This is a genomic window from Bhargavaea sp. GQ12 (genome assembly GCF_059758705.1).
The window spans coordinates 55,339-75,386 of record NZ_JCAXEU010000011.1 but is presented as its reverse complement, the minus strand read 5'-3'; the positions used below and the strand labels follow the sequence as shown (position 1 = coordinate 75,386).

At 54.2% G+C, this 20,048-nt stretch carries 21 protein-coding genes and 1 pseudogene; 8 read left to right on the top strand and 14 right to left on the bottom strand.

What is annotated here, in order from left to right; translation table 11 throughout:
* Positions 1–34 precede the first annotated feature (34 nt).
* A complete protein-coding gene (gene mgtE / locus AC6CHQ_RS11265) occupies positions 35–1,393 on the top strand; it encodes a magnesium transporter (protein ID WP_092053658.1) in 1,359 nt (452 codons plus the stop codon).
* 132 nt (positions 1,394–1,525) lie between these two features.
* Here mgtE and AC6CHQ_RS11260 read toward each other — a convergent pair whose 3' ends face one another.
* Positions 1,526–2,212 (bottom strand): GNAT family N-acetyltransferase, encoded by a 687-nt coding sequence (locus tag AC6CHQ_RS11260; RefSeq protein ID WP_498081575.1) that lies wholly within the window; start codon positions 2,210–2,212, stop codon positions 1,526–1,528.
* A gap of 89 nt (positions 2,213–2,301) precedes the next feature.
* Between AC6CHQ_RS11260 and AC6CHQ_RS11255 the strand changes: the two genes are divergently transcribed.
* Positions 2,302–2,685, top strand: a complete 384-nt coding sequence (locus AC6CHQ_RS11255; RefSeq protein ID WP_251239334.1) for a VOC family protein — start codon at positions 2,302–2,304, stop codon at positions 2,683–2,685.
* Positions 2,686–2,765: 80 nt separating this feature from the next.
* On the opposite strand, the gene AC6CHQ_RS11250 is transcribed toward AC6CHQ_RS11255, so the two are convergent.
* The 9 genes from AC6CHQ_RS11250 to AC6CHQ_RS11210 all read right to left on the bottom strand — a co-directional run bounded on the left by AC6CHQ_RS11250 (position 2,766) and on the right by AC6CHQ_RS11210 (position 10,715).
* Complete coding sequence (locus AC6CHQ_RS11250; protein WP_251239333.1) at positions 2,766–3,983, bottom strand: carboxylate--amine ligase; 1,218 nt, start codon at positions 3,981–3,983, stop codon at positions 2,766–2,768.
* A gap of 259 nt (positions 3,984–4,242) precedes the next feature.
* Positions 4,243–4,794 carry a cysteine hydrolase family protein gene (locus AC6CHQ_RS11245; protein ID WP_498081574.1) on the bottom strand — a complete coding sequence of 184 codons (552 nt, stop codon included), beginning with the start codon at positions 4,792–4,794 and terminating at the stop codon, positions 4,243–4,245.
* Between the two features lie 107 nt (positions 4,795–4,901).
* Positions 4,902–6,425, bottom strand: a complete 1,524-nt coding sequence (gene scpC, locus AC6CHQ_RS11240) for a succinyl-CoA:acetate CoA-transferase ScpC (protein WP_251239331.1) — start codon at positions 6,423–6,425, stop codon at positions 4,902–4,904.
* A 162-nt stretch (positions 6,426–6,587) separates the two neighbouring features.
* On the bottom strand, positions 6,588–7,232 hold the full coding sequence (locus AC6CHQ_RS11235) for a LytTR family DNA-binding domain-containing protein (RefSeq protein ID WP_251239330.1): 645 nt from the start codon (positions 7,230–7,232) through the stop codon (positions 6,588–6,590).
* Between the two features lie 190 nt (positions 7,233–7,422).
* Entirely contained in the window at positions 7,423–7,914 is a 492-nt protein-coding gene (locus tag AC6CHQ_RS11230) for a flavin reductase family protein (protein ID WP_251239329.1), read from the bottom strand.
* A gap of 103 nt (positions 7,915–8,017) precedes the next feature.
* Positions 8,018–8,635, bottom strand: a complete 618-nt coding sequence (locus AC6CHQ_RS11225) for a class I SAM-dependent methyltransferase (protein ID WP_251239328.1) — start codon at positions 8,633–8,635, stop codon at positions 8,018–8,020.
* Between the two features lie 59 nt (positions 8,636–8,694).
* Positions 8,695–9,222 (bottom strand): DUF1572 family protein, encoded by a 528-nt coding sequence (locus AC6CHQ_RS11220; protein WP_251239327.1) that lies wholly within the window; start codon positions 9,220–9,222, stop codon positions 8,695–8,697.
* 12 nt (positions 9,223–9,234) lie between these two features.
* Positions 9,235–9,666, bottom strand: coding sequence for a VOC family protein (locus tag AC6CHQ_RS11215; protein ID WP_251239326.1), 432 nt, complete (start codon positions 9,664–9,666; stop codon positions 9,235–9,237).
* Positions 9,663–10,715: a serine hydrolase domain-containing protein gene (locus AC6CHQ_RS11210; protein WP_251239325.1), complete on the bottom strand. Its 1,053-nt coding sequence runs from the start codon at positions 10,713–10,715 to the stop codon at positions 9,663–9,665. The genes AC6CHQ_RS11215 and AC6CHQ_RS11210 overlap by 4 nt, the downstream gene beginning before the upstream one ends.
* Before the next feature lie 167 nt (positions 10,716–10,882).
* Between AC6CHQ_RS11210 and AC6CHQ_RS11205 the strand changes: the two are divergent.
* Positions 10,883–12,270: pseudogene (locus AC6CHQ_RS11205) on the top strand (MFS transporter).
* Positions 12,271–12,427: 157 nt separating this feature from the next.
* On the opposite strand, the gene AC6CHQ_RS11200 reads toward AC6CHQ_RS11205, so the two are convergent.
* The gene (locus AC6CHQ_RS11200; RefSeq protein ID WP_498081573.1) at positions 12,428–13,348 is read right to left on the bottom strand and encodes an aminoglycoside phosphotransferase family protein; all 921 of its coding nucleotides are present in this window, start codon (positions 13,346–13,348) and stop codon (positions 12,428–12,430) included.
* 187 nt (positions 13,349–13,535) lie between these two features.
* On the opposite strand from AC6CHQ_RS11200, the gene AC6CHQ_RS11195 reads away from it, so the two are divergent.
* Together AC6CHQ_RS11195 and AC6CHQ_RS11190 are read left to right on the top strand one after the other, a co-directional pair.
* Positions 13,536–14,156 (top strand): homoserine/threonine efflux transporter, encoded by a 621-nt coding sequence (locus AC6CHQ_RS11195; protein ID WP_251239323.1) that lies wholly within the window; start codon positions 13,536–13,538, stop codon positions 14,154–14,156.
* 36 nt (positions 14,157–14,192) lie between these two features.
* A complete protein-coding gene (locus AC6CHQ_RS11190) occupies positions 14,193–14,504 on the top strand; it encodes a hypothetical protein (RefSeq protein WP_498081572.1) in 312 nt (103 codons plus the stop codon).
* A gap of 29 nt (positions 14,505–14,533) precedes the next feature.
* Here AC6CHQ_RS11190 and bioB read toward each other — a convergent pair whose 3' ends face one another.
* Positions 14,534–15,523 (bottom strand): biotin synthase BioB, encoded by a 990-nt coding sequence (gene bioB / locus AC6CHQ_RS11185; protein ID WP_251239322.1) that lies wholly within the window; start codon positions 15,521–15,523, stop codon positions 14,534–14,536.
* Positions 15,520–16,140, bottom strand: a complete 621-nt coding sequence (locus AC6CHQ_RS11180; protein ID WP_498081571.1) for a biotin transporter BioY — start codon at positions 16,138–16,140, stop codon at positions 15,520–15,522. Before AC6CHQ_RS11180 ends, bioB begins: the two co-directional genes overlap by 4 nt.
* Positions 16,141–16,305: 165 nt before the next feature.
* Here AC6CHQ_RS11180 and AC6CHQ_RS11175 point away from each other — a divergent pair, with 165 nt between their 5' ends.
* Positions 16,306–17,067, top strand: a complete 762-nt coding sequence (locus tag AC6CHQ_RS11175; protein WP_251239320.1) for a purine nucleoside phosphorylase YfiH/LACC1 family protein — start codon at positions 16,306–16,308, stop codon at positions 17,065–17,067.
* 32 nt (positions 17,068–17,099) lie between these two features.
* Here the strand turns inward: AC6CHQ_RS11175 and AC6CHQ_RS11170 are convergent, their stop codons facing one another.
* A complete protein-coding gene (locus tag AC6CHQ_RS11170; RefSeq protein WP_432803567.1) occupies positions 17,100–17,609 on the bottom strand; it encodes a tetratricopeptide repeat protein in 510 nt (169 codons plus the stop codon).
* 72 nt (positions 17,610–17,681) lie between these two features.
* On the opposite strand from AC6CHQ_RS11170, the gene AC6CHQ_RS11165 reads away from it, so the two are divergent.
* Together AC6CHQ_RS11165 and AC6CHQ_RS11160 are read left to right on the top strand one after the other, a co-directional pair.
* A complete protein-coding gene (locus AC6CHQ_RS11165; protein WP_251239318.1) occupies positions 17,682–19,280 on the top strand; it encodes an ATP-binding protein in 1,599 nt (532 codons plus the stop codon).
* A complete protein-coding gene (locus AC6CHQ_RS11160) occupies positions 19,277–19,975 on the top strand; it encodes a response regulator (RefSeq protein WP_251239317.1) in 699 nt (232 codons plus the stop codon). The genes AC6CHQ_RS11165 and AC6CHQ_RS11160 overlap by 4 nt, the downstream gene beginning before the upstream one ends.
* Positions 19,976–20,048: the final 73 nt, after the last annotated feature.

Genomic DNA, 20,048 nt, shown 5'->3' with positions numbered 1-20,048 from the left:
GGTATAGTGAAAACAGTGGAAGGAGGCGTTGCATATGGTGGCGGAAATCCGCGCCGAACAGCTCACCATCGCCCTTATCCGGCAGCTGAAAGAAGGCGACCGGAAAGGTTTTTTAAAGCTGTTCCTGGATCTGCGGCCGTACGATCAGGCCGTGCAGTTTATGGACATCCCGAAAAAACATCATCAGCTTCTCCTGGAGTGGCTTGACCTGCCGACGATCACAGAGATGCTGCCGTACCTGGAGCCTGATGAGCAAATGGAGTTCATCCGTTCACTCGGTCCCGACAAGGCCATTCCGGTTCTCGACATGATGCAAAACGATGACCTTGCCGCGATGCTGACAGATCTGTCTCCCGAGGAAATCGACCGGCTTACCGGCCTGATGCTTAAGGAAGAAGCGGAAAACGTCCGTAAAATACTCGACTATCCGGTGGAGACGGCCGGCCGCATCATGACCAACCGCTTTGTCTGGGTGCATGAGAACTACACGGTGGGGCAGGCTGTCGAGAAGCTGAAAAACTACAGCGATTATGCGGAATATCTGAACTATACATATGTCATCAACAGCGACAAGCAGCTGATCGGCGTCTTGTCGTACCGTCAGCTGCTCCTGACCGATGCAGAGACGCCGGTCAGGGACATCATGTCCCGCCGCGTCATTTCGGCGGATGCCCAGACCGACCAGGAGGACGTGGCCAAGCAGTTTGCCCGCTATGACTTTGTCGCGATCCCGGTCACGGATGGTGACAACGTACTCGTCGGCATCATCACCGTAGACGATGTCATCGATGTCATCGTCCAGGAAGCGGATGAGGACATCGAGATGCTCATGGCAACCGGGAAGCAGATCGACTTCAGGACCAAGCCGGTGACAGCGGCCATGCGGCGCCTTCCATGGCTGATCCTGCTCCTCTTTATCGGGCTTGTCTCGGGAAGCATCATCAGCGGTTTTGAGGATACGCTCAACCAAGTAGTTGCGCTCACTTTCTTTATGCCGCTGATCGCCGGCATGACAGGGAACACCGGCACACAGTCGCTGTCGCTCGTCGTCCGCGGACTGGCGACCGAGGACCTCGACCTGAAAACCGCCATCGGTGTTGTGTTCCGGGAACTCTTCGTCGGCATCATCATCGGAATCATCTGCGGAGGCCTCATCTCGGTCATCGCCTTTATCTGGCAGGGCAGCTTCATTCTCGGTATCGTGGTCGGAGCATCGCTCGTGATCACGCTCATCATCGGGACACTCGCGGGCACGATCATCCCGCTCGTCCTCAGCCGGTTCAAGTTCGACCCCGCCGTGGCAAGCGGCCCCCTTATCACGACCGTCAACGACATCCTCTCGCTTCTGATCTACTTCGGAATTGCGACGATGTTCCTGAACCAGCTGACATGAAAACAGCAAAAACCGCTGACGCCCATTAGGGGAGGGTCAGCGGTTTTTAAATTGAAGAATTCAACTTCATCAAAAGGGGTGGCATGTGAGCGTAACACTCAGGGGTGGTTGTGTAACACTCACCTTATTCCATCACCGCTCGTAGCGGACAAACCACCCATTGCCGTCTTCCATCATCGCCGTGCCTGCCCAGCCTTCGGCAAGCAGCTTCTGCTGGCCGGCGATGTCATCCATCGGAATATCCAGGCTTTCCGCCCACCGCTGCTCCGGCGCCTTTAGATCTTTAAAGAATACATACCGGAGTTTGCCTCCGTACTTCTCCTTGAGCGCCCGGACTTCGAGGCCCTGCTTGAACTTGTCCTTCAGACTCGGGATGTTCCCCGGCATGACCGTCGAGCAGACGTAGCGGTAGCGCTCGGCGTCCACGCGGTCCATGAGGACAAGCCCCATGAGTGTCTGGAGTGAATAGCCGCGCCATTTTGGCGAAACGGCGGAGATCTCCTGATAGATGACCTGGCCGATCTTCTCTTCCGGAACGCCGACATCGCGGCCCAGCCCTTCATGGTCGTTATCCGGGATGAGCATCGCCCGCCAGGCGATCATCTCCCCGTCTGCGTACACCCCGATCATCTCTCCGTTGCCGTCCAGGATAAAGCGGAACTCGTCCTCCGTCAGCGGCTGGAGGCGCTCCTTCACCTCGAGCGCATCAATCACTTCTTCCTGCAGCGCGAGGATCTCCGGGAGCTGTTCCTGACAGAGTTTGCGCATCAGGATGGGCTGCCCGTTTTTCAATTCACCTTCAAAGACGATTGTTTCCATCACGATCCCTGCCTTTCGTCTCCTTATCGTACTTTACAAAGGCTTTCCGGAAAAGTACCTTGGAAGTATCAGGGGAAGGAGCTGGGAAAATGGGGGAAACAACGATCGGACAGATCGGTCTGCCGGCAGAGGATATCAGCCGTGCTGTGGAGTTTTATTCGGAGAAGCTGGGGCTTCCGCTCTTGTTCAATACGGAAAAGATGGCATTTTTCATGTGCGGCGGCGTCCGTCTGATGCTGGCCGTACCGGAGCACGAAGTGTTCGCATCAAGCGGATCGGTCATCTATTTCAATACGGACGACATTCATGCGCGTACGAGGGAACTCCAGGGGGCCGGCATCCCGTTTATGGGCGAGCCCCACATGGTCGCCAAAATGGGCGGCACCGAGACGTGGATGGCCTTTTTCGCGGACACGGAAGGCAACCACCTCGCCCTCATGAGCGAAGTGCCTGCGGACGGGCCGGCACAGTAAGCAGCGATGCACCGGACAGGAAATTCCTGCCGGTGCTTTTTGCTGCATTAAAAAGAACCGGGCATCCCCGGTTCCGATTGTCATGAACTCCACTGGTTATTTTTATATTTCCGGTAATAGTTAATCTGGCGCGCCAGCATGTAGAACGGGCGCTTCCGGTGCTTGTCGCCTTTGTAGAACAGGGGGTTGCCCCATTTCCCGGCACGCAGCAGGCGGCGCACTTCTTCGTTGATCTCCGGATTGTCGACGAATGTCTTCAGGACGATTTTCGGCACGACCGTGAAGAGGAACTCGGTGTTCAGATAGGTCAGTTCCTTTTCCTGCCCGCGGATAACGTCGTCGACGAGGTAGCGGGCCATGTTATGGCCGTTGGCCGTTGTGTAGTAGCTCGATCGTCCCTGGCGGATGTTCACTTCGAACACTTTGAACTTGCCGTCACGGACGTCATATTTCAGGTCGAAGTTGGCGAAGCCGCGGTAGCCGACCGCCTCCAGGAAGCGCTGCAGCTTCTGCATGAGCGCCTCATCATAACGGGTGACGAGCGCTGTGTAGTTGCCGATTGCGGTGACAGTATGCTCCTGCAGCACCACCTGAGCGAGCGTGCCGAGCTCTGCCTTCCCTTTTGAATTCACATAAAATACGGAGTCCCACATGTAGGTGTCGTCACCGGGGATAAAATCCTGGATGATCAGATCTTCCTTGTAGCCGGATGCGTTCACCTTGTCGATCACGTCCTGCAGCTCGGCAAGTGATTCGACACGGTAGACCTTCTGCTGGCCGTCGAACTTGTGCTTGTAATACTCCACACCATTACTCGGCTTCACGATCGCGGGATAACCGATGTCCCTGCCGAAGTCGCCCTGTTCGCGGCAGCTGTAGAAATACGTGTCCGGTGTATCGAGGCCGTGCTCGTCGCACAGGCGGTAGAAGTTCTTTTTCACGAGCAGGTTGTTCATCAGGTCTTCTGAAATGTAGTTAAACACATACCACTCGCTGAGCCTTTCCTGGTGTTCGATGATGAGCCGGACATAAAAATCGTTTGTGCCGATCAGCAGCAGCTGGCGGTCTTCTTTTTTATACTTTTCGGCGACCCGTCCGAGAATCGGGACAAAGGCATCCTTGTTCCACAGTTCGGAGTCATACTCGATGGCTTGCGGGATGGTGCTCATGCTCGTGAATCCCATCGGCTCTTTCCCGACGAGGACGGGATGGATGCCGTACTCCTCATGGAACGAGATCGACATGTTGTAGGCGTTTATATCGGTGCCCACGATAACGGGCAGGAAATTGTGTTGCATAAAATCCTCCAGAATTATGTATTGCAGCCCTTTTAAGGAAGAAAAGCGGAACTGCTTTAAATGTGGATGCGCCGTCAGGAAACCGGCCGCATTTCATAGTACAGATACCCGGGGGCCGGGGCAATAAGCCTTCCTTCCCGTTTGTTCGGTCCTGATTATGAAATCATATCAAATTATTCCCGGGTATGTCCTACATTAGCCTGCCGGCGGAATGGAATAAAGATCCCCGGACCTCCGCCCGGTCCGGGGATAATTGTGCTCAGACGACTTTCGCTCCAAGCGTATTCGTGAAATGTTCCAGTGCCCATTCATGTCCTGTCGGGTTAAAGCTGGCCACCGCATCTTTGTGGACGGTAATCGAAAAGCCCTTGTTGTAGGCATCCACCGCAGTGTGGAGTACACAGATATCCGTGCAGACACCGACCAGGTGCAGCTCGGTGATGCCCCGCTCGCGCAGTTTGATCTCCAGGTCCGTGCCCGCGAATGCACTGTAGCGGGTCTTGTCCATATAATCCACATTTTCATCGTCACGGTGTGATTCGAACAAGTCCTGAAGCCCCCCGTACAGGTCCCGGCCTTTAGTGCCGGCGATATTGTGCGGAGGGAACAGCTTGCTTTCGGGATGGCAGGTGTCCCCCTCTTCATGCCGGTCGATCGCAAAGACAACGTAGTCTCCCCGCTCCAGGAATTCACGGGTCAGCCGTACGATTTCCCCCTCGATCGCCTGCCCGGGCTTGCCGCAGGTCAGTTTGCCATCATCCGCAACAAAGTCGATCGTATAATCCACATTCAGCAATGCTTTCATAACCATACCCCTTCCGTGGACGCTATTTGCTTCATCATATCAGGGATAGCCGCCCTCTGTCATGACACACCCGAACCTGAAAAACCCCTGCCGCGGATGGGCAGGGGGATTGATTATTTCGCTTCGGCGACTTCCTTTTCCATCTTCATCGTGCCGTGCTCGGCAAGGTGCTGATGCCAGGAGAATGCCTTCTCGAGGACGTGAGGCGTCTGGCCGCCGCGCTCGAGCGCTTCCTGGTAGTACGCCCAGAGCTGCTTTTTGTAGTCCGGGTGCACGCAGTTCTCGATGATGAGCGGTACGCGTTCGCGCGGTGCGAGGCCGCGGAGGTCCGCATAGCCCTGTTCAGTGACGACGACGTCCACGTCATGCTCGGTGTGGTCGGTATGCGAGACGAATGGCACGATGCTGGAAATGTTGCCGCCTTTGGCAACCGACTTCGTGACGAAAATCGCCAGGCGCGCGTTGCGGGCAAAGTCGCCCGAGCCGCCGATGCCGTTCATCATTTTCGTGCCGGATACGTGCGTGGAGTTGACGTTTCCGTAGATGTCGAACTCGAGTGCCGTGTTGATCGAAATCAGCCCGAGTCGGCGGATCACTTCAGGATGGTTGGACATTTCCTGAGGACGCATGAGCAGCTTGTCGCGGTACTGCTCGAAGTTGCCGAAGACCTGCTTCATCTTCTCGTCGGAAAGCGTGATTGAGCAGCACGAAGCAAAGTCGACCTTGCCGGCATCGATCAGATCAAATACCGCATCCTGGAGCACTTCCGAATAGACTTCAAGATTCTTGAACTCGGAATCGATCATGCCGTGGAGGACGGCGTTCGCTACACTGCCGATGCCCGACTGGAGCGGGGCAAGCGTTTCATCAAGGCGGCCGAGCTCGATTTCCTTGCGGAGGAAGCTGAGCAAATGCTCCGCCATGATTTTCGTTTCCTCATCCGGCTGGACGATCGTCGACGGAGAGTCAGCCTGGTCAGTGAAGACGACGCCGCGGATCAGTTCTGGGTCCACTTTGATGCCCAGCGCGCCGATGCGGTCATCCGCTTTTTCGAGAGGAATCGGGCCGCGCTCGCCCTGCTTGCCCGGCTCATAAATATCATGGATGCCTTCCAGAAGCGGGGTCTGCGCCATATTGATTTCTACAATGATGTTTTTCGCATGGGTGGCAAAAAGCGATGAGTTGCCGACGGAAGTCGTCGGGATGATCGTACCGTCTTCCTTGACCGCTACCGCTTCGACAATCGCGAAATCGATCGGGCCCATGACGCCGGAGCGTACAAGCTCAGCCGTGTGGGAAAGATGCTGGTCCACGAAGAACATATCGCCTGCATTAATGCTTTTGCGCATTGTCGGATCCGCCTGGAACGGAAGACGCTTGTTGACGATGCCCGCCTCGGCGAACAGCGTGTCGACATCCGAGCCTAGGGAGGCTCCGGTGAATACGTTCACTTTAAATCCGTTCTCTTTTGCACGGTCGACCAGCGCAAACGGAACCGCTTTCACGTCACCGGCACGGGTAAAGCCGCTGAGTCCGAGCGTCATGCCGTCCCCGATCCAGGATGCTGCCTCCTCAGGCGATACAACACGATTACGCAATGCTTCATTTTCAATGCGATCCAGTTGAATGTTAGTCATCGTATAATCAACCTCTTCTGAAAGTTTTAGTTGGAATTAGGAGCAAGTATAAATTAACTTATTCTCATTATTCCCTAAAACGCTTTCACGGAAGAGGTTTTGGGTCAGAAAAGCCGGTTTCATGTTCGACCTACAGAAAAGTGTGACTAAAACCGCACAATTTTAATATCCTAATATTTTCCTAAAATAACTGGAATAGGATTGACTCACCGGCACTCGGTCTCCATTGTCCATCTCCAGCAAGAATGTGGAATGGGAATCCGGGAAAATTTCCCTGATGTGATGGACGTTCACGATAAACGAACGGTGGCAGCGGACGAACATGTCCCTAGGCAGGACATATTCGAATTCCTGCAATGTATTTTTGTGAGTGCCCGTCAGCCCTTCCGTGACAACCTGAGTCTTGCGGTCCTTCACTTCAAAGTATTTGACGTCACTGAACGGAACAGGCTTCCAGCCGTCTTCTGTCCTCACCGTCACCACTGACTTTCCTTCCGTATAGGTCGGATAAACGGCCAGAACCGTGCCCTGCAGTTCCCCATCCTTATGGAAAGGCACAGCCATCCCGTGATAAGGGATTCCGAACACCTGACGGTCGATGAATTCAGATTCCTTCTGTCCTGAGGAAAGCGCCTTGTGGGCAATCGTGCCTTCCTTAACCGGGTCTCCTACGCGAATCTTCAGATCGACCCGCTTGCTCGGACGGTAATAGATATATTTTTCATTATCGGTGACACCGATCGAGATTTCATCGGAGAACAGTTCCCCCAGTACATCCAGCAGTTCTTTTTCTGTAAGTTTTTCCACTATGTCACCTTCCTCCGTTTTTCATTGTTCCCATTATAACGAAAACAGTCACCCGCGCCTATACAGTTAGCGTGGTTATGGATAACAATTATTATTTTGGTTCTTTGTACATATAAAAGGCTCCCGGGAAGGCCCGAACATCGTTGGGCGTTCCGGGGAGCCAATCAAAAGAGCTGCTTCAGCCATGACCTTATTCGTAGAACGACTCAGGGATGGCATCAAATTTGCGGCGGTGGTAAAGAAGCGGTTCTTTTCCGTGGTTATCGATATGCTTGACTTCGCCGATCAGGATGCGGTGGTCGCCGCCTCCAACTGTTGTATGCATGCTGCAGTGCAGAACACCGGCAGCACCTTTGATGATCGGAAGGCCTTCCGCTGACATTTCCCAATCACAGTTCTTGAAACGGTCCAGGCCATGGCTCGCAAACAGGGCGCACATTTCCGCCTGATCAGCCGCCAGGATATGAACCGCGAACTGCTTGGCGTTCGTGAATGTATCGTAAGTGGAAACCCGCTTATCAATCGACCAGAGGATCAACATCGGGTCGAGCGATACGGAAGCGAACGAGTTGACCGTCATGCCGACGGGTGTTCCATCCTGTGCCGTCGCCGTGATGACCGTCACGCCGGTCGGGTAATTCCCCATCACTTGTTTGAAGTCATTGATTTTCTCATTAGTCATTTATGTATTCACCTCTTTTCCTGGTGGTGGGTTTTCAGGACTTCTATACAGCCCAACTATATCAGAACCGTCCAACATTTTTCGACATGGACGCCTTTCTGTTTCACGTGAAACTTTCGAATCGCCAGATTGAAAATCGTTCATTGGGGTTTTTCTCTGCCAGCCCCGGCACAGGGACATCCTCCTGATGGAGAAACGGAGAATGGTTTTCGAGATGGCTGAGGTAATCGAGCGTCGGATAATACAAGATGAGATCAACCGTCCTCGGCCGTTCCTCCACCGACTTCAGGATGTTCGAGACCACCTTGGCAAACAGGCTGACCGAAAACGGATTAAAGAAATAGAAGACATCATCGAGGGACTTCACGCGATATTCCTCAGCCCTGCAGCGGATGAATGTGACCGAACCCTTAAGCCGGTTCTTTTTCTTTATCATATACAGATCCCGGTTTTCCAGTGAATCCAAGTAAAGCTGGCCGTCCATTTCTACCCCTGTCACGGACGCTCCGGTTCTGTGGTTGATGTAAAAAGCCGTCCGTCCCTTACCGCATCCGAAGTCCACGAAAGAACTTGTTTTGCCGGGCCGATATTCATCAAGCAGGGCATCCAGCCCTTCGTATGGGGTTGCCTCGTACCGGTTGTCATGAATGGAGCGCACGCCCCAATCCTGGATGCCCGCCGTCCGAATGCCGAGGAGCCGGTCTGTTTCGTGTTCGTTCATCTGAATGCCTCCATAAAAGAACTCACCCGCGGATTCGGATGAGTTTATTATATCTCACGTCATTGCCCCGGCGTCTTTGTCCGGTATGCCTCTGATTGGCCTTTCGGAATGCTGAGGGTTTCCCAGTTCTCACCCTTCAACATCTTGGCAATGTAGACAATCTGGCCGATATGGGATGCGACATGGCTCAAGTGACGCTCCATCGCTTCAATCACGGTATGGGGCTCCCCGCGGATCAGGATCTCTCTCAGCAGCTCCTCTTCTTCAAGACTATCCAGCGCTCCAAAAAGGATCTTCCACCCCGCTTCGGAGATTTCCTGCAGCTCCGCCTTTGTAACAGATACGGTTTCGAATTCCCCGTCCCGGTTGCGGCCGGGTTTTTCACCGTCGGTCGTGAAAAAGTCGGTCCATCTGGAGATCATGTTCCCTGACAGATGGCGGACAATCACCGCAATGCTGTTGGATTCCGCTCCCGGCACATAGTGGATGTCCTGCTCGCCAAGCTGGGCAACGGCCCGGTCCCCCAAGTCTTTCAGCTGATTGAACCTGCCGCGGACCACCTTCAGATACTCATGTCCAATGCTCATTGGAATTCCTCCTCAATCAATGACAAGCATGTCCTGTCCGTCAAACTGCCAGTTCGGCCCGTAGGCCACTTCCCACACATAGCCGTCCGGATCCGCAAAATATCCGGAGTAGCCGCCCCAAAAAACCTTCTCAGGCTGTTTCAGCACGGTTCCTCCGGCCTTTCGGGCCTGTTCCATGACGGTGTCCACTTCCTCTTCGGACTTGGCATTGTAGGCAATTGTGATACCGGAAAAGCCGCTTCCCCGGGGAGGATCGGCCGCATCGATGTCCTTGGCCAATTCCTCCAGCGGATAAAGGGCAAGTCGGGTGCCGCCATTCCTGAAGAACACGATGCCCGGATTGTCTTCCGTTACCGACGTCTCAAAGCCAAGTCCGTCGCGGTAGAAGCGGAGCGAGGCGGTCATATCACCGACGCCGAGCGTCAGAAGGTTGATCCGGTTCATGATTTCCCCTTCATTGAATGAAGATATTCCTCAAAGGCTTCCATCATCGGATACGCGCCCTCCGACTTGTTCGAGGCCGCGGTGAACACTGCTCCTGAGGCCGGATAAACGGCGGAATGAAAGCTCACGCCCGGATCGTAGCCCATGACATGGATCCGTTCAGCGCGTCCGTCTTCCATGTCGACCCACACCCCGTGACCATATCCGTCACCGTCCTCATCCGCCGCGTGCCGGGAAAGCATTCTGGCGGTGAGCTCTTCCCCGAGCAGACGTCTTCCGAGAAGAGCGTCCCAGAACTTGTGCATATCTTGCACAGTTGTGAACGCCCCTCCGTCGGACCCCCCCTGTACCGGAAGCGAGTAGACATTCGTACGCCATGTGCCGTCTTCTTCATCAATATAGCCTGTGGCCGTGTTTTTCGGCAGGCGGTCCAGCGGCCAGTAGCCGGAATCCGTCATGCCGGCAGGACGGAATACGTAGTTCTCCACATAGTCGGTGAAGCGCATGCCGGATGCCTGCTCGACGATCAGGCCGAGCAGGATGTAGCCCGCATTGTTGTAGTGGAACCGCTCGCCCGGCCCGAACATCATCACGCGGTCACGGAAAAGCGGCAGAAAATCATTTAGGCTGCGAATCGTATACATCGGAAGTTCCTTCCACAGCTCCTCAAAATCTTCCATGACAGCCTCATCAAAGTAATCCGGCACGCCGGACGTATGCGTCAACAGCTGATGGACAGTGATGTTCCGGTCAATATTCGGGAACGTTTCGTCCAGGCATTCCGCAAGTGCCGATTCCAGAGAAAGCTTTCCTTCCTCCACGAGCCGGAGGATGGCCACCGCCGTGAACACCTTGCAGCCCGAGGCAATGCCGAACTTTGTATCCGGCCGGTTCTTCCGCTCCCCGGACCTGTCGGCCAGACCCCATGCAAATGTCCGGACTGCGCCGTCTCCCGTGTCTGCTCCGGCAGCTCCGGAGAAATCCCCTTCTTCTGCAGCTTGATCTAGCCTGTCTTCCATCGTCTCTTCTTTTCTTGGTGCAGTTTTCATGAATATTCCCCCATCTATGCTCAGTCCTTTATTTACTGTTCGACAAAACAGCCGGCAGCCCTTTACTCAATTAAGAACTTTTTTCAGCAGCATGCCTGACAGAGTGTACGCGTATAGGTCAGCCTGTTCGGCAAAGACTTAATGGAGGACAGACTAAGGAAGTGGGAATGATGGAAACCGCATATCGGGGGACGAACAGGTTAATCATCGGGATTGTATTCGGAGTCCTGACATTCTGGCTTTTTGCCCAGGCCATGGTCAACATCGTTCCGGCAATCCAAGAGGACCTGGGAGTATCAGCGGGAACGGTAAACATCGCAATCAGCCTGACCGCCTTTTTTCGGGTATCTTTATTGTTGCTGCGGGCGGTCTTGCCGATAAAATCGGCAGAAAAAAAATCACGAATGTCGGCCTGATCTTAAGCATCATCGGATCACTCTGTTTAGTGTTGGCAAACGGATCATTCCTACTCATTGTCGGCCGGATCATCCAGGGCATATCGGCTGCCTGTATCATGCCTTCAACGATTGCCCTGATCAAAGATTACTTTGAAGGGGCAGACCGGCAGCGGGCACTCAGCTACTGGTCCATCGGTTCTTGGGGCGGTTCCGGTCTTTGTTCGCTGTTTGGCGGAGCGGTTGCAACCTATATGGGGTGGAAGTGGATTTTCATCCTATCCATCATTTTTGCTGTTCTGGCTTTGTGGCTGATCAAAGATACGCCTGAGAGCAAGGCAAAGCAAACCGGACATTCCAAATTTGACGTTGGCGGTCTGATCGTATTCATCACCGCCATGCTGGCCCTGAATATTTTCATCACACAAGGCGCTGACATCGGCTGGGGCAACTGGCTGACGCTCTCTCTGATTGTCGTTGCAGTCATTGGTACCATTGTCTTTATCAAGATTGAAAACGGGAAACCGAATGCCCTCATCGATTTCAAGTTATTTAAAAACGGGCCATATACGGGTGCAACCATTTCAAACTTCCTGCTCAATGCCATTGCCGGAACACTTGTTGTGGCGAACACGTATGTACAGGAAGGAAGAGGATATACCTCGTTTCAATCGGGGCTGCTTTCCATCGGATATCTGATTGCCGTCCTTTCCATGATCCGTGTCGGAGAAAAGATTCTTCAAAGAATTGGTGCAAAGAAACCGATGCTCTGGGGTAACGTTTTGACGGTGATCGGGGTGGGGCTGATGGGGCTGACTTTCTTGCCGGATATCGGATACACCATCGTCGTCATTATCGGATTCGCCTTATTCGGTTTGGGACTGGGGATCTATGCGACGCCATCTACGGACACCGCAGTTTCAAATGCTCCTAATGAAAAAATCGGGGCTGCGTCGGGTATTTATAAAATGGCGAGTTCCCTCGGCGCTGCTTTTGGGGTCGCGATTTCCGGAACTGTCTATGCGTCAATCGCAGCCAACGCCGGGCTGGATGTCGCAGCAACTGCGGGAATTATCACCAACGTCATCTTCGGCGTGCTCGCATTGCTGTCGATTATGTTCCTGGTTCCGAATGATGCAGGCAAAAGTGAAGGGAAATAAGCTGATGGGCGGCCATGCAAAAATATGGCCGCCTATTTGTATGCCTTTGGGTGTCAGCATAACGGTAAAGACGGCACCCCCGAATAGGAGTACCGCCATCAGATCCATCCGTTGTCCTCCGCCTTACGGCCCGGGTGCTTCCGGACGGCTCGTGTTGTTAAGTAAGCTGGCTTCGATGCCAGTCGGTCATCCTGTTCTGCAGTCGGATACCCGGCAGGTTCCCCTCCTCGGCATTCCAGCATGCGGACAGGACGGTCATCGCGATGCAGGAACGGAAAAGCCGTTCCCTGCCGACCGGAAGCCGGGCGAGCATGATGGACGTGCGCAGGGCAAGCGTTTCTTCGAGCGGTTTTCCTTCCAGCTCATTGTAGAGGTAGGGAGCCAGGTCACAGGCAGGGTCGCCCGCATAGCCGTGCGGATCGATTGCCATCCAGCCGCGCTTTTTATCCAGCAGGATATTCTGATGATGGAGGTCGCCGTGGAGCAATTCTGTCCGGCCGTGCTCCGCCAGCCAGCGGAAGCATTCCTCCGCAAGTGCGACATGCCGCACCGGAACCGGACCGCCACCCGGATGCGAGACCCGGTATTTGGTGAACGCCTCCAGCCCCATCCTGCCGACCGGGCGTATTTCCGCGCCATCCGGAAGCGGCCTGCGGATCCGCGCCCAAACCTCGCAGAAGCGCTCCGTTGCTTCCCTTTCATCCCGGATCGTCCGGAGCATGAACCCCGGCGACAGCCGTTCGATCAGCTGCACCCCGGCCTCGGGTACTGCGCGGAGAAGTTCGGCACAACCGTCCCCTCCATAGGCAGACACGGCAAGAACCTCATTCCGGCTGCTCTCCGTCGGCACACCGATCTTCAGCACAGCCTCGATCCCCTCCGCACATGTTACGAAGAGCACATAGTTGTAGGAAAGATTCGGTGCGGGACCTTTCACGGTCAGCCCCCAATCCCTCGTGTAACGGGCGATTGTTTCTCCAAGCCCATCCAAATAGGTCCTGCCCGCCTCCCCGAAGACAGCAACCATCCGTTTTTTAAATTCCTGCGGCGGATCGGCCTGATGATTTAAAGGTTTCATGAATAGGCTCCCATCTCCGGATTCTTCACGGGACTAATGTATATGATATGCAAATGTATGCATAGAAAACTTAAAAACACGCATGAATAATACGCAATATATTGTCTGAAAACACTTTCATATATAAGTTCCGTAAAAACCCAGTTATAATTATGCAAAACACTCGTTACGGAAGGAAGGTTTTCAGATGGACGGACTCTTGGGATACATTACGATAGCGGCGATGATTGTCATTATGCCGGGAGCGGACACGATTCTGCTTGTCCGCAACACCTTGAGTCACGGGACGAAAGCCGGCCGGTATTCGACGTTGGGCATGGCGACGGGCCTTATGTTCTGGACGCTCATTGCGGTGCTCGGACTCGCCGTCGTCATCGCGAAATCGGTTGTGCTGTTCACCATCATCAAGTACCTCGGGGCCGCCTATCTGATCTACCTCGGCATCAAGAGTCTGTTCGCGAAGAACCTGCTTTCCGTGGAAGAACTCGAGACGGATCCTTCCGTGGGGACGAAATCCTACCATAAGGAATCATTCCGCCAAGGCCTGCTCAGCAACATTTTCAACCCGAAAACCGTCATCGCCTATGTGACCATTATGCCACAGTTCATCAGTCTGGAAGGCAACGTGCCGGAGCAGCTGATCATCCTCGGCCTCATCCTGACAGGGCTTGCGGTCAGCTGGTTCTTCATCTTAGTGTTCATCATGGACCATGCCAAGCGCTGGCTGAACAACGCCCGTTTCCAGAACGGATTCATGAAAGCGGCGGGCGCCCTGCTCGTCGGCTTCGGGATCAAGACAGCACTTTAACCAATCTGTATCTGTGATCGGCAAGGGTTCCCGCCCTTGCCGGTTTTCTTTATACTGGAAAAAGGGGGCGTTCAGGATGGAAATGTTGAGTTTGTTTCGATACTGGCAATGGCACTGGTGACGGGAGCGATCACAGCGGTTATCTGGACGACTGTCTTTTTGAACAGCCGGCGCAACGGACGGATCCTCCTGGCCGTCCTGGTTTTTCTCGGTGGCCATCAGATTTATAATTCCTTTCATTTCTCAACCTCAGCCGGCTTGATGCTGCTGTCGATCTATAGCGTCTTTGCGTTGCTGGCGGTCCGCCGCATCAGAACGCGGCAAACAAGAGAGACACCCGGAAATTAACGTCCCGGATGTCTCTTTTCGTTTATTGTTCAGACAGGCTCTGCCATCTTCGGCATCTCAATCTCAAATCCGAGATCCTGGAGCATCTTGAAGTCGCTGTTTTCTTCCTGCCCTTCTGTCGTCAGGTAGTCGCCGACGAAGATGCTGTTGGCCGCGTACAGGCCGAGCGGCTGGAGGGAACGCAGATTGACTTCCCGCCCTCCGGAAATACGGATCTCCTTGGTCGGATTCAGGTAGCGGAAGAGGGCAAGCGCCTTCAGGCAGTAGCGCGGATTCAGCTCGTCCGTGCCTTCCAGTTTCGTCCCGTCGATGGCATGGAGGAAGTTGACCGGGATCGAATCCGCATCCAGTGCACGCAGCGAACGCGCGATATCGATGACGTCCTCCCTGGTTTCTTTCATTCCGATGATGGCACCCGAGCACGGGGACATGCCGTTGCGCTTCGCCATCTCGACCGTTCCCACCCGATCTTCGTAAGTATGCGAGGTCGTGATGAAATCATGATGGCGCTCAGATGTGTTCAGGTTATGGTTGTACCGGTCAACACCGGCTTCCTTCAGCTTTGCCGCCTGCTCCTCTTTCAGGATGCCGAGGCAGGCGCATACTGTCAGGCCATACTTTTCCTTGATTTCTTCGACTGCTTCACTGACAACACGGACGTCCTTTGTCGTCGGTCCCCGGCCGCTCGCCACAATGCAATACGTGCCGGCTTTGTTTTCATACGCCCGCCTGGCGCCTTCGAGGATCTGTTCCTTTGTGATGAACGGATACTTGTCGATCGGTGCGGTGGAGTCCCTTGACTGTGCACAATAGCCGCAGTTTTCCGGACAGTAGCCGCTTTTTGCGTTGATGATCATGTTCAGTTTCACTTTTTTCCCATAATAATGCTTCCGGATCGTAAACGCCCCGTGCAGGAGCGGCAGGAGATCGTCATCCTCCGTTTCGAGAATCGCCATTGCCTCCTCATCCGTCAGAACCTTTCCCCCGATTACTTCTTCAGCAAGCGTCTGCCAATTCATCGCATTTCCCCCTCATCTGTTTTAATCGGAATGATTTTCAGCACTTTCTGCAGCCGGAAAGCGAAAATCCCAGCCAGTACAGCAAGCAGAATGTCCTTCGGCAGCGGCGGCATCATCCAGGCCCATGCCATCCAGTAGGAAAAGCCTTCCGGCGCGCCGAACCACAGGCTATACGCCGCGTACATCCAGTTTGTCCCGAACAGGTAGTTGATGACTGTCGCGACCAGAGCTGCAACTACAAATGACTTGAGCGTTCCCCTGCGCTCAATAATTCGTCCCGCCACGTAGGCAATCAGGATAAACGACACGATAAAGCCGAATGTCGGCGACACGAGCGATGAAGCCCCTCCGCCGAACCTTGCAAAGACCGGCGCACCCGCAAGCCCGATCAGCATATACACCGTACAAGCGATCGCCCCTTTGCGGCTGCCGAGGATCAGCCCGGCCAGTATGGCAAAAAACGTCTGCAGCGTAATCGGTACTCCCCCGACGACGAGAAACGGCACGAATGACGTGATGTTCGCTCCGATCATCATCAGTGTCGCGAAAAGCGCGCAATGGATGAGATCTAGCGGATGCCAGCTGCTTTGAGATTTTGCAGTTGCGGTTGCTTGCATAATTCATTCCCCCCACATTTAGGTTAACCAACGTTTATATTTTGTTAACACAAATATCATAGATAGAGAAACTCCAATTAGTCAACCTATATTTCGTTTTAGTTAACCCATATTAACTTGTATGAGGCTCACAACTTTCGATAAGATGAAGACAGGTGATGAAAAATGAAACCGAAAATCTATATGAACGACCATGTCTTGGCAGGCATGACGATGAAGGATCCGGCCTGGCCGGAATCCAACAATATGGCGCTCCACTCGTGCGAAATTCCGGAGAAGGTCATGGAGAACCGCCGGGCTCTTTCAGATTGGGCCGGCGTGCCGCTGTCCCGGTTTGTCCTTGCCTACCAGACGCACAGCGACCGGTTCCACAAAGTGACCGCTGACGACTTCGGCCGCGGGGCGGAACGTGCTGATACCGCGATACCGTACACCGATGCGCTCTACACCTTCGAGACGGATGTGCTGATCGGGAGCTTCACCGCGGACTGCGTGCCGGTCATCATTTCCCACGAACGGTCGGGACTGATCGGGGCGGTCCACTCCGGCTGGCAGGGAACCGTGAAGGAAATCACCCCGAAGCTGTTCAGGCACCTCCGGGAAGTGGAAGGCTGCGATCCCGGCGGCTTCCGCGTGCAGCTCGGCGCCGCGCTCAGCCAGGAAAAGTTCGAAGTGGACCGCGACGTTTATGAGAAGTTCAGGGCACTCGGCTATGCCGATGAATTTATCGAATACAATGAAGCAACTGGAAAATGGCATATCGACAACCAGAAAACAGTCGAAGCCCAACTCCTCCAGGCAGGCATTCCGGCAGACCGGATCAACATCGACCGTACATGCACGTTCAAAAGCCCCGACGGCTTCTCGTACCGTGAGGACAAGAAGGCGGGGCGCCATCTGAGCTTTATCGTGAGGAAAAAACGTTGAGTACATCCGTCCGGCAAGTCCGGGCGGTTTTTTTATGTCCAGGTTTGGTCCAGGTTGTCCGCATAAAAGCGGATCGCCTTCCCGTATTCGCTGATTGCCGGATCCGATGTGGTATCTGACAGGTTGATCAGCAGAAGTTCCATCGCTTCCGTGTGGCGTCCGAGGTTGTAAAGCACCATGGCATGGAACACCTGAATAGCGCGGTTCTCCGGGAATTCTTCCCTTCCCCGGGTAAAGACTTCATTTGACTTTTCATAATCACCAAGTGTCCTATATGTGCTGCCGAGTCCGAGGTACGCCCGTTCCAGATCTTTTCCTGACAGACCCGTACGGATGGCTGTCTCATAGTGCGGTACCGCCGAAGCCTCCTCTCCAATCACATCAAAGCTCCACGCTGCCTGATATCGGACTTCCGGATCATCCGGGTGTTTCTCTGCCAGTTCCACCAACAATGCATTTGATTCTTTTAGTCGTCCTTCCTTTCGCAGCTGTACGGCTTTCCCGATTTCTTCTATCAACGAACTTCCCCTCCTTTGTCCCATCAACATGTTACGTTCAGCTATAATTAAAAAATAAATCTTCCCGATCCGGAAGCGGAAAGGAGGCCGACAGCTTTGGAAAAAGGGAACATCCTCTCCGGGCGGTTCAGCCTGCGCGGCAAAATGATTTTGCTGATCAGCCTGCTTATTGCGACGGTCTCCCTCCTGTTCGCTTTTCTTCTGCACGAACTCCTCTCGGATACAATCGAGGACCAGGTCGGCAAGCGGGCTCTCAGCATCGCACACAGTGTCGCGGAGATTCCCGAGCTGCAGGACGCCTTTGCCCTGGAAGACCCCGCAGCCATCATCCAGGACATCGTTGCGCCCATAATGGATAAAACGGAAGCGGAGTTCATCGTTGTTGGCAACCTGGAAGGTATCCGCTATTCCCATCCCGATCCGGAAAAGATCGGAGATGAAATGGTCGGAGGCGACAACGAACGCGCCCTTCGTTACGGAGAATCATATGTTTCCAAGCAAAGGGGTACACTCGGGCTGTCAATCCGGGGAAAGGTTCCGGTATATGAGGACGGGGAAATCGTCGGTGTCGTCTCAGTCGGTATCCTGAACAACAGCGTACAGACGCTGATCGATCACAGATCCCGCTCACTCTGGCTGACGCTCGGGCTTGTCCTGCTCATCGGCATTGCTGGTGCTGTCCTCATCTCCAGCTATATCAAACGGCTGCTCGGCAACATGGAGCCGGAGGAAATTTCTTCTCTGTATACGCGTCAGCAGGCAATTCTCCAGTCCACGCATGAAGGAATTCTCGCAACGGATGCATCAAACAGGATCACGCTCATCAATGCAGCCGCCAAAGAGATTCTGGACGACAGTCCGGAAGCGGTGCCGGGCGGCTCCGCAGACAGCCTGCTGCCCGTACCGGAGGATTCCGATGAAGCCTATCAGGGGAGGGAGATGGTTCTCGGCAACCAGACTGTTGTCGCCAACAGGACGCCCATAGCGGGAAGCGGGGCATACGCCGGTTCAGTCATCACTTTCCGCAGAAAAAGCGATCTCCAGAAAATCACCGAGGAACTGTCCAGGATCCGGCAATATGCAAATACACAGCGTGCACAGACACATGAGCACTCCAACAAGATGCACATCATCCTGGGCCTGCTGATAAACGGCCGTTCTGACGAAGCCATCGACTACATCCGAAAAGAAAACAGCATGCAGACCGGGCAGCTGAAGTTTCTGGAGGAGCACTTGTCCGATCCGCTCATCCAGGCACTCCTTCAGGGCAAGCAGAGCCGGGCGGCGGAACTCGGCATCAGGCTGTCCATCAACCCGGACAGCAGGCTTTCCCACGAATTGTCCGAAGCCCGCCAGGATGCCCTCCTGACCGCACTCGGCAATGTAATCGAGAACGCCTTTGAAGCCGTGCGCGAAAAGCCGGGAGGAAAACGTGCTGTTTCCGTCTACTTCACCGACTTGGGGAATGATGTCCTGTTTGAAGTCGAGGACACAGGCGGAGGTGTAGCGCCCGGGAACTTCGACAGGCTGTTCCGATCCGGGTTCTCCACTAAGAATGGAGAAAGCCGTGGCATCGGCCTCGCTCTTTCCAGGCAGTCCTTGTTGGAAGCCGGTGGCGAAATCACCTATGAAGAAGGAGAATCCGGAGCCTGCTTCATTATAAGCATCCCGAAAAAAGAGGAGGAAGGATTGTGAATGACTTTTCCGTCCTGATCGTCGAAGACGACTTCAGGGTAGCAGATATCAATAAGCAGTATATTGAGTCCGTAGAAGATTTCCGCGTATCCGGGACGGCACGGAGCGGCCGGGAAGCACTGGACTTTCTCGCCGGTCCGGATCCGCTGCCAGACCTGGTCCTGCTTGATCTCTATATCCCGGATGTACAGGGGCTTGAGCTGTTCCGGATGATTCGCCGCCTTTACCCTGACATCGACCTGATCGCCGTCACAGCGGCCAATGAAGCGGAAACGATCCGGGGCCTTCTCCGCGGCGGCATCTTCGATATCGTCATCAAACCGTTTGACGCGGAACGGTTTGCGGGAACCCTCGAAAGGTATCGGTCTTTCCGCGAGCAGGCTGACAGTGCAACGTCATTTAGCCAGCAGGAAATTGACCGGTTCACCGGCTTCCGGGGGCTTTCCACGTCTGCCCCGAAAGAAGGGGACGACCTCCCGAAGGGGATCGATCCGATCACACTCGGCCAGATTCTCAAATTCTTCGGGGAATCCGGAACGGAAGGCATTACGGCAGCCGAACTCAGCAAAGAAATTGGAACGAGCCGCTCCACGGCGAGACGCTATCTGGAATATTTGGTGGCCGCCGGCAAGATCCGGACACATCTGATCTATGGAACGGTCGGACGGCCGGAGCGCAGATATACTCCGGTGTGAAACTTATGAACTTTATTACACCTTATGCGTAATATCTGTTTTATCTCAATAATCTTTCTCCCCTTCCCATCCA

What these genes read in the sequence shown, in the direction of transcription:
- AC6CHQ_RS11180 (WP_498081571.1), bottom strand. Translation starts at nt 16,140, where the DNA reads ATGCAAGCAACCGCAACTGCAAAATCTCAAAGCAGCTGGCATCCGCTA.
- mgtE (WP_092053658.1), top strand. Translation starts at nt 35, where the DNA reads ATGGTGGCGGAAATCCGCGCCGAACAGCTCACCATCGCCCTTATCCGG.
- AC6CHQ_RS11195 (WP_251239323.1), top strand. Translation starts at nt 13,536, where the DNA reads ATGGACGGACTCTTGGGATACATTACGATAGCGGCGATGATTGTCATT.
- scpC (WP_251239331.1), bottom strand. Translation starts at nt 6,425, where the DNA reads ATGACTAACATTCAACTGGATCGCATTGAAAATGAAGCATTGCGTAAT.
- bioB (WP_251239322.1), bottom strand. Translation starts at nt 15,523, where the DNA reads ATGAATTGGCAGACGCTTGCTGAAGAAGTAATCGGGGGAAAGGTTCTG.
- AC6CHQ_RS11260 (WP_498081575.1), bottom strand. Translation starts at nt 2,212, where the DNA reads ATGGAAACAATCGTCTTTGAAGGTGAATTGAAAAACGGGCAGCCCATC.
- AC6CHQ_RS11245 (WP_498081574.1), bottom strand. Translation starts at nt 4,794, where the DNA reads ATGGTTATGAAAGCATTGCTGAATGTGGATTATACGATCGACTTTGTT.
- AC6CHQ_RS11170 (WP_432803567.1), bottom strand. Translation starts at nt 17,609, where the DNA reads ATGGGACAAAGGAGGGGAAGTTCGTTGATAGAAGAAATCGGGAAAGCC.
- AC6CHQ_RS11175 (WP_251239320.1), top strand. Translation starts at nt 16,306, where the DNA reads ATGAAACCGAAAATCTATATGAACGACCATGTCTTGGCAGGCATGACG.
- AC6CHQ_RS11210 (WP_251239325.1), bottom strand. Translation starts at nt 10,715, where the DNA reads ATGAAAACTGCACCAAGAAAAGAAGAGACGATGGAAGACAGGCTAGAT.
- AC6CHQ_RS11255 (WP_251239334.1), top strand. Translation starts at nt 2,302, where the DNA reads ATGGGGGAAACAACGATCGGACAGATCGGTCTGCCGGCAGAGGATATC.
- AC6CHQ_RS11225 (WP_251239328.1), bottom strand. Translation starts at nt 8,635, where the DNA reads ATGAACGAACACGAAACAGACCGGCTCCTCGGCATTCGGACGGCGGGC.
- AC6CHQ_RS11200 (WP_498081573.1), bottom strand. Translation starts at nt 13,348, where the DNA reads ATGAAACCTTTAAATCATCAGGCCGATCCGCCGCAGGAATTTAAAAAA.
- AC6CHQ_RS11215 (WP_251239326.1), bottom strand. Translation starts at nt 9,666, where the DNA reads ATGAACCGGATCAACCTTCTGACGCTCGGCGTCGGTGATATGACCGCC.
- AC6CHQ_RS11230 (WP_251239329.1), bottom strand. Translation starts at nt 7,914, where the DNA reads ATGACTAATGAGAAAATCAATGACTTCAAACAAGTGATGGGGAATTAC.
- AC6CHQ_RS11220 (WP_251239327.1), bottom strand. Translation starts at nt 9,222, where the DNA reads ATGAGCATTGGACATGAGTATCTGAAGGTGGTCCGCGGCAGGTTCAAT.
- AC6CHQ_RS11250 (WP_251239333.1), bottom strand. Translation starts at nt 3,983, where the DNA reads ATGCAACACAATTTCCTGCCCGTTATCGTGGGCACCGATATAAACGCC.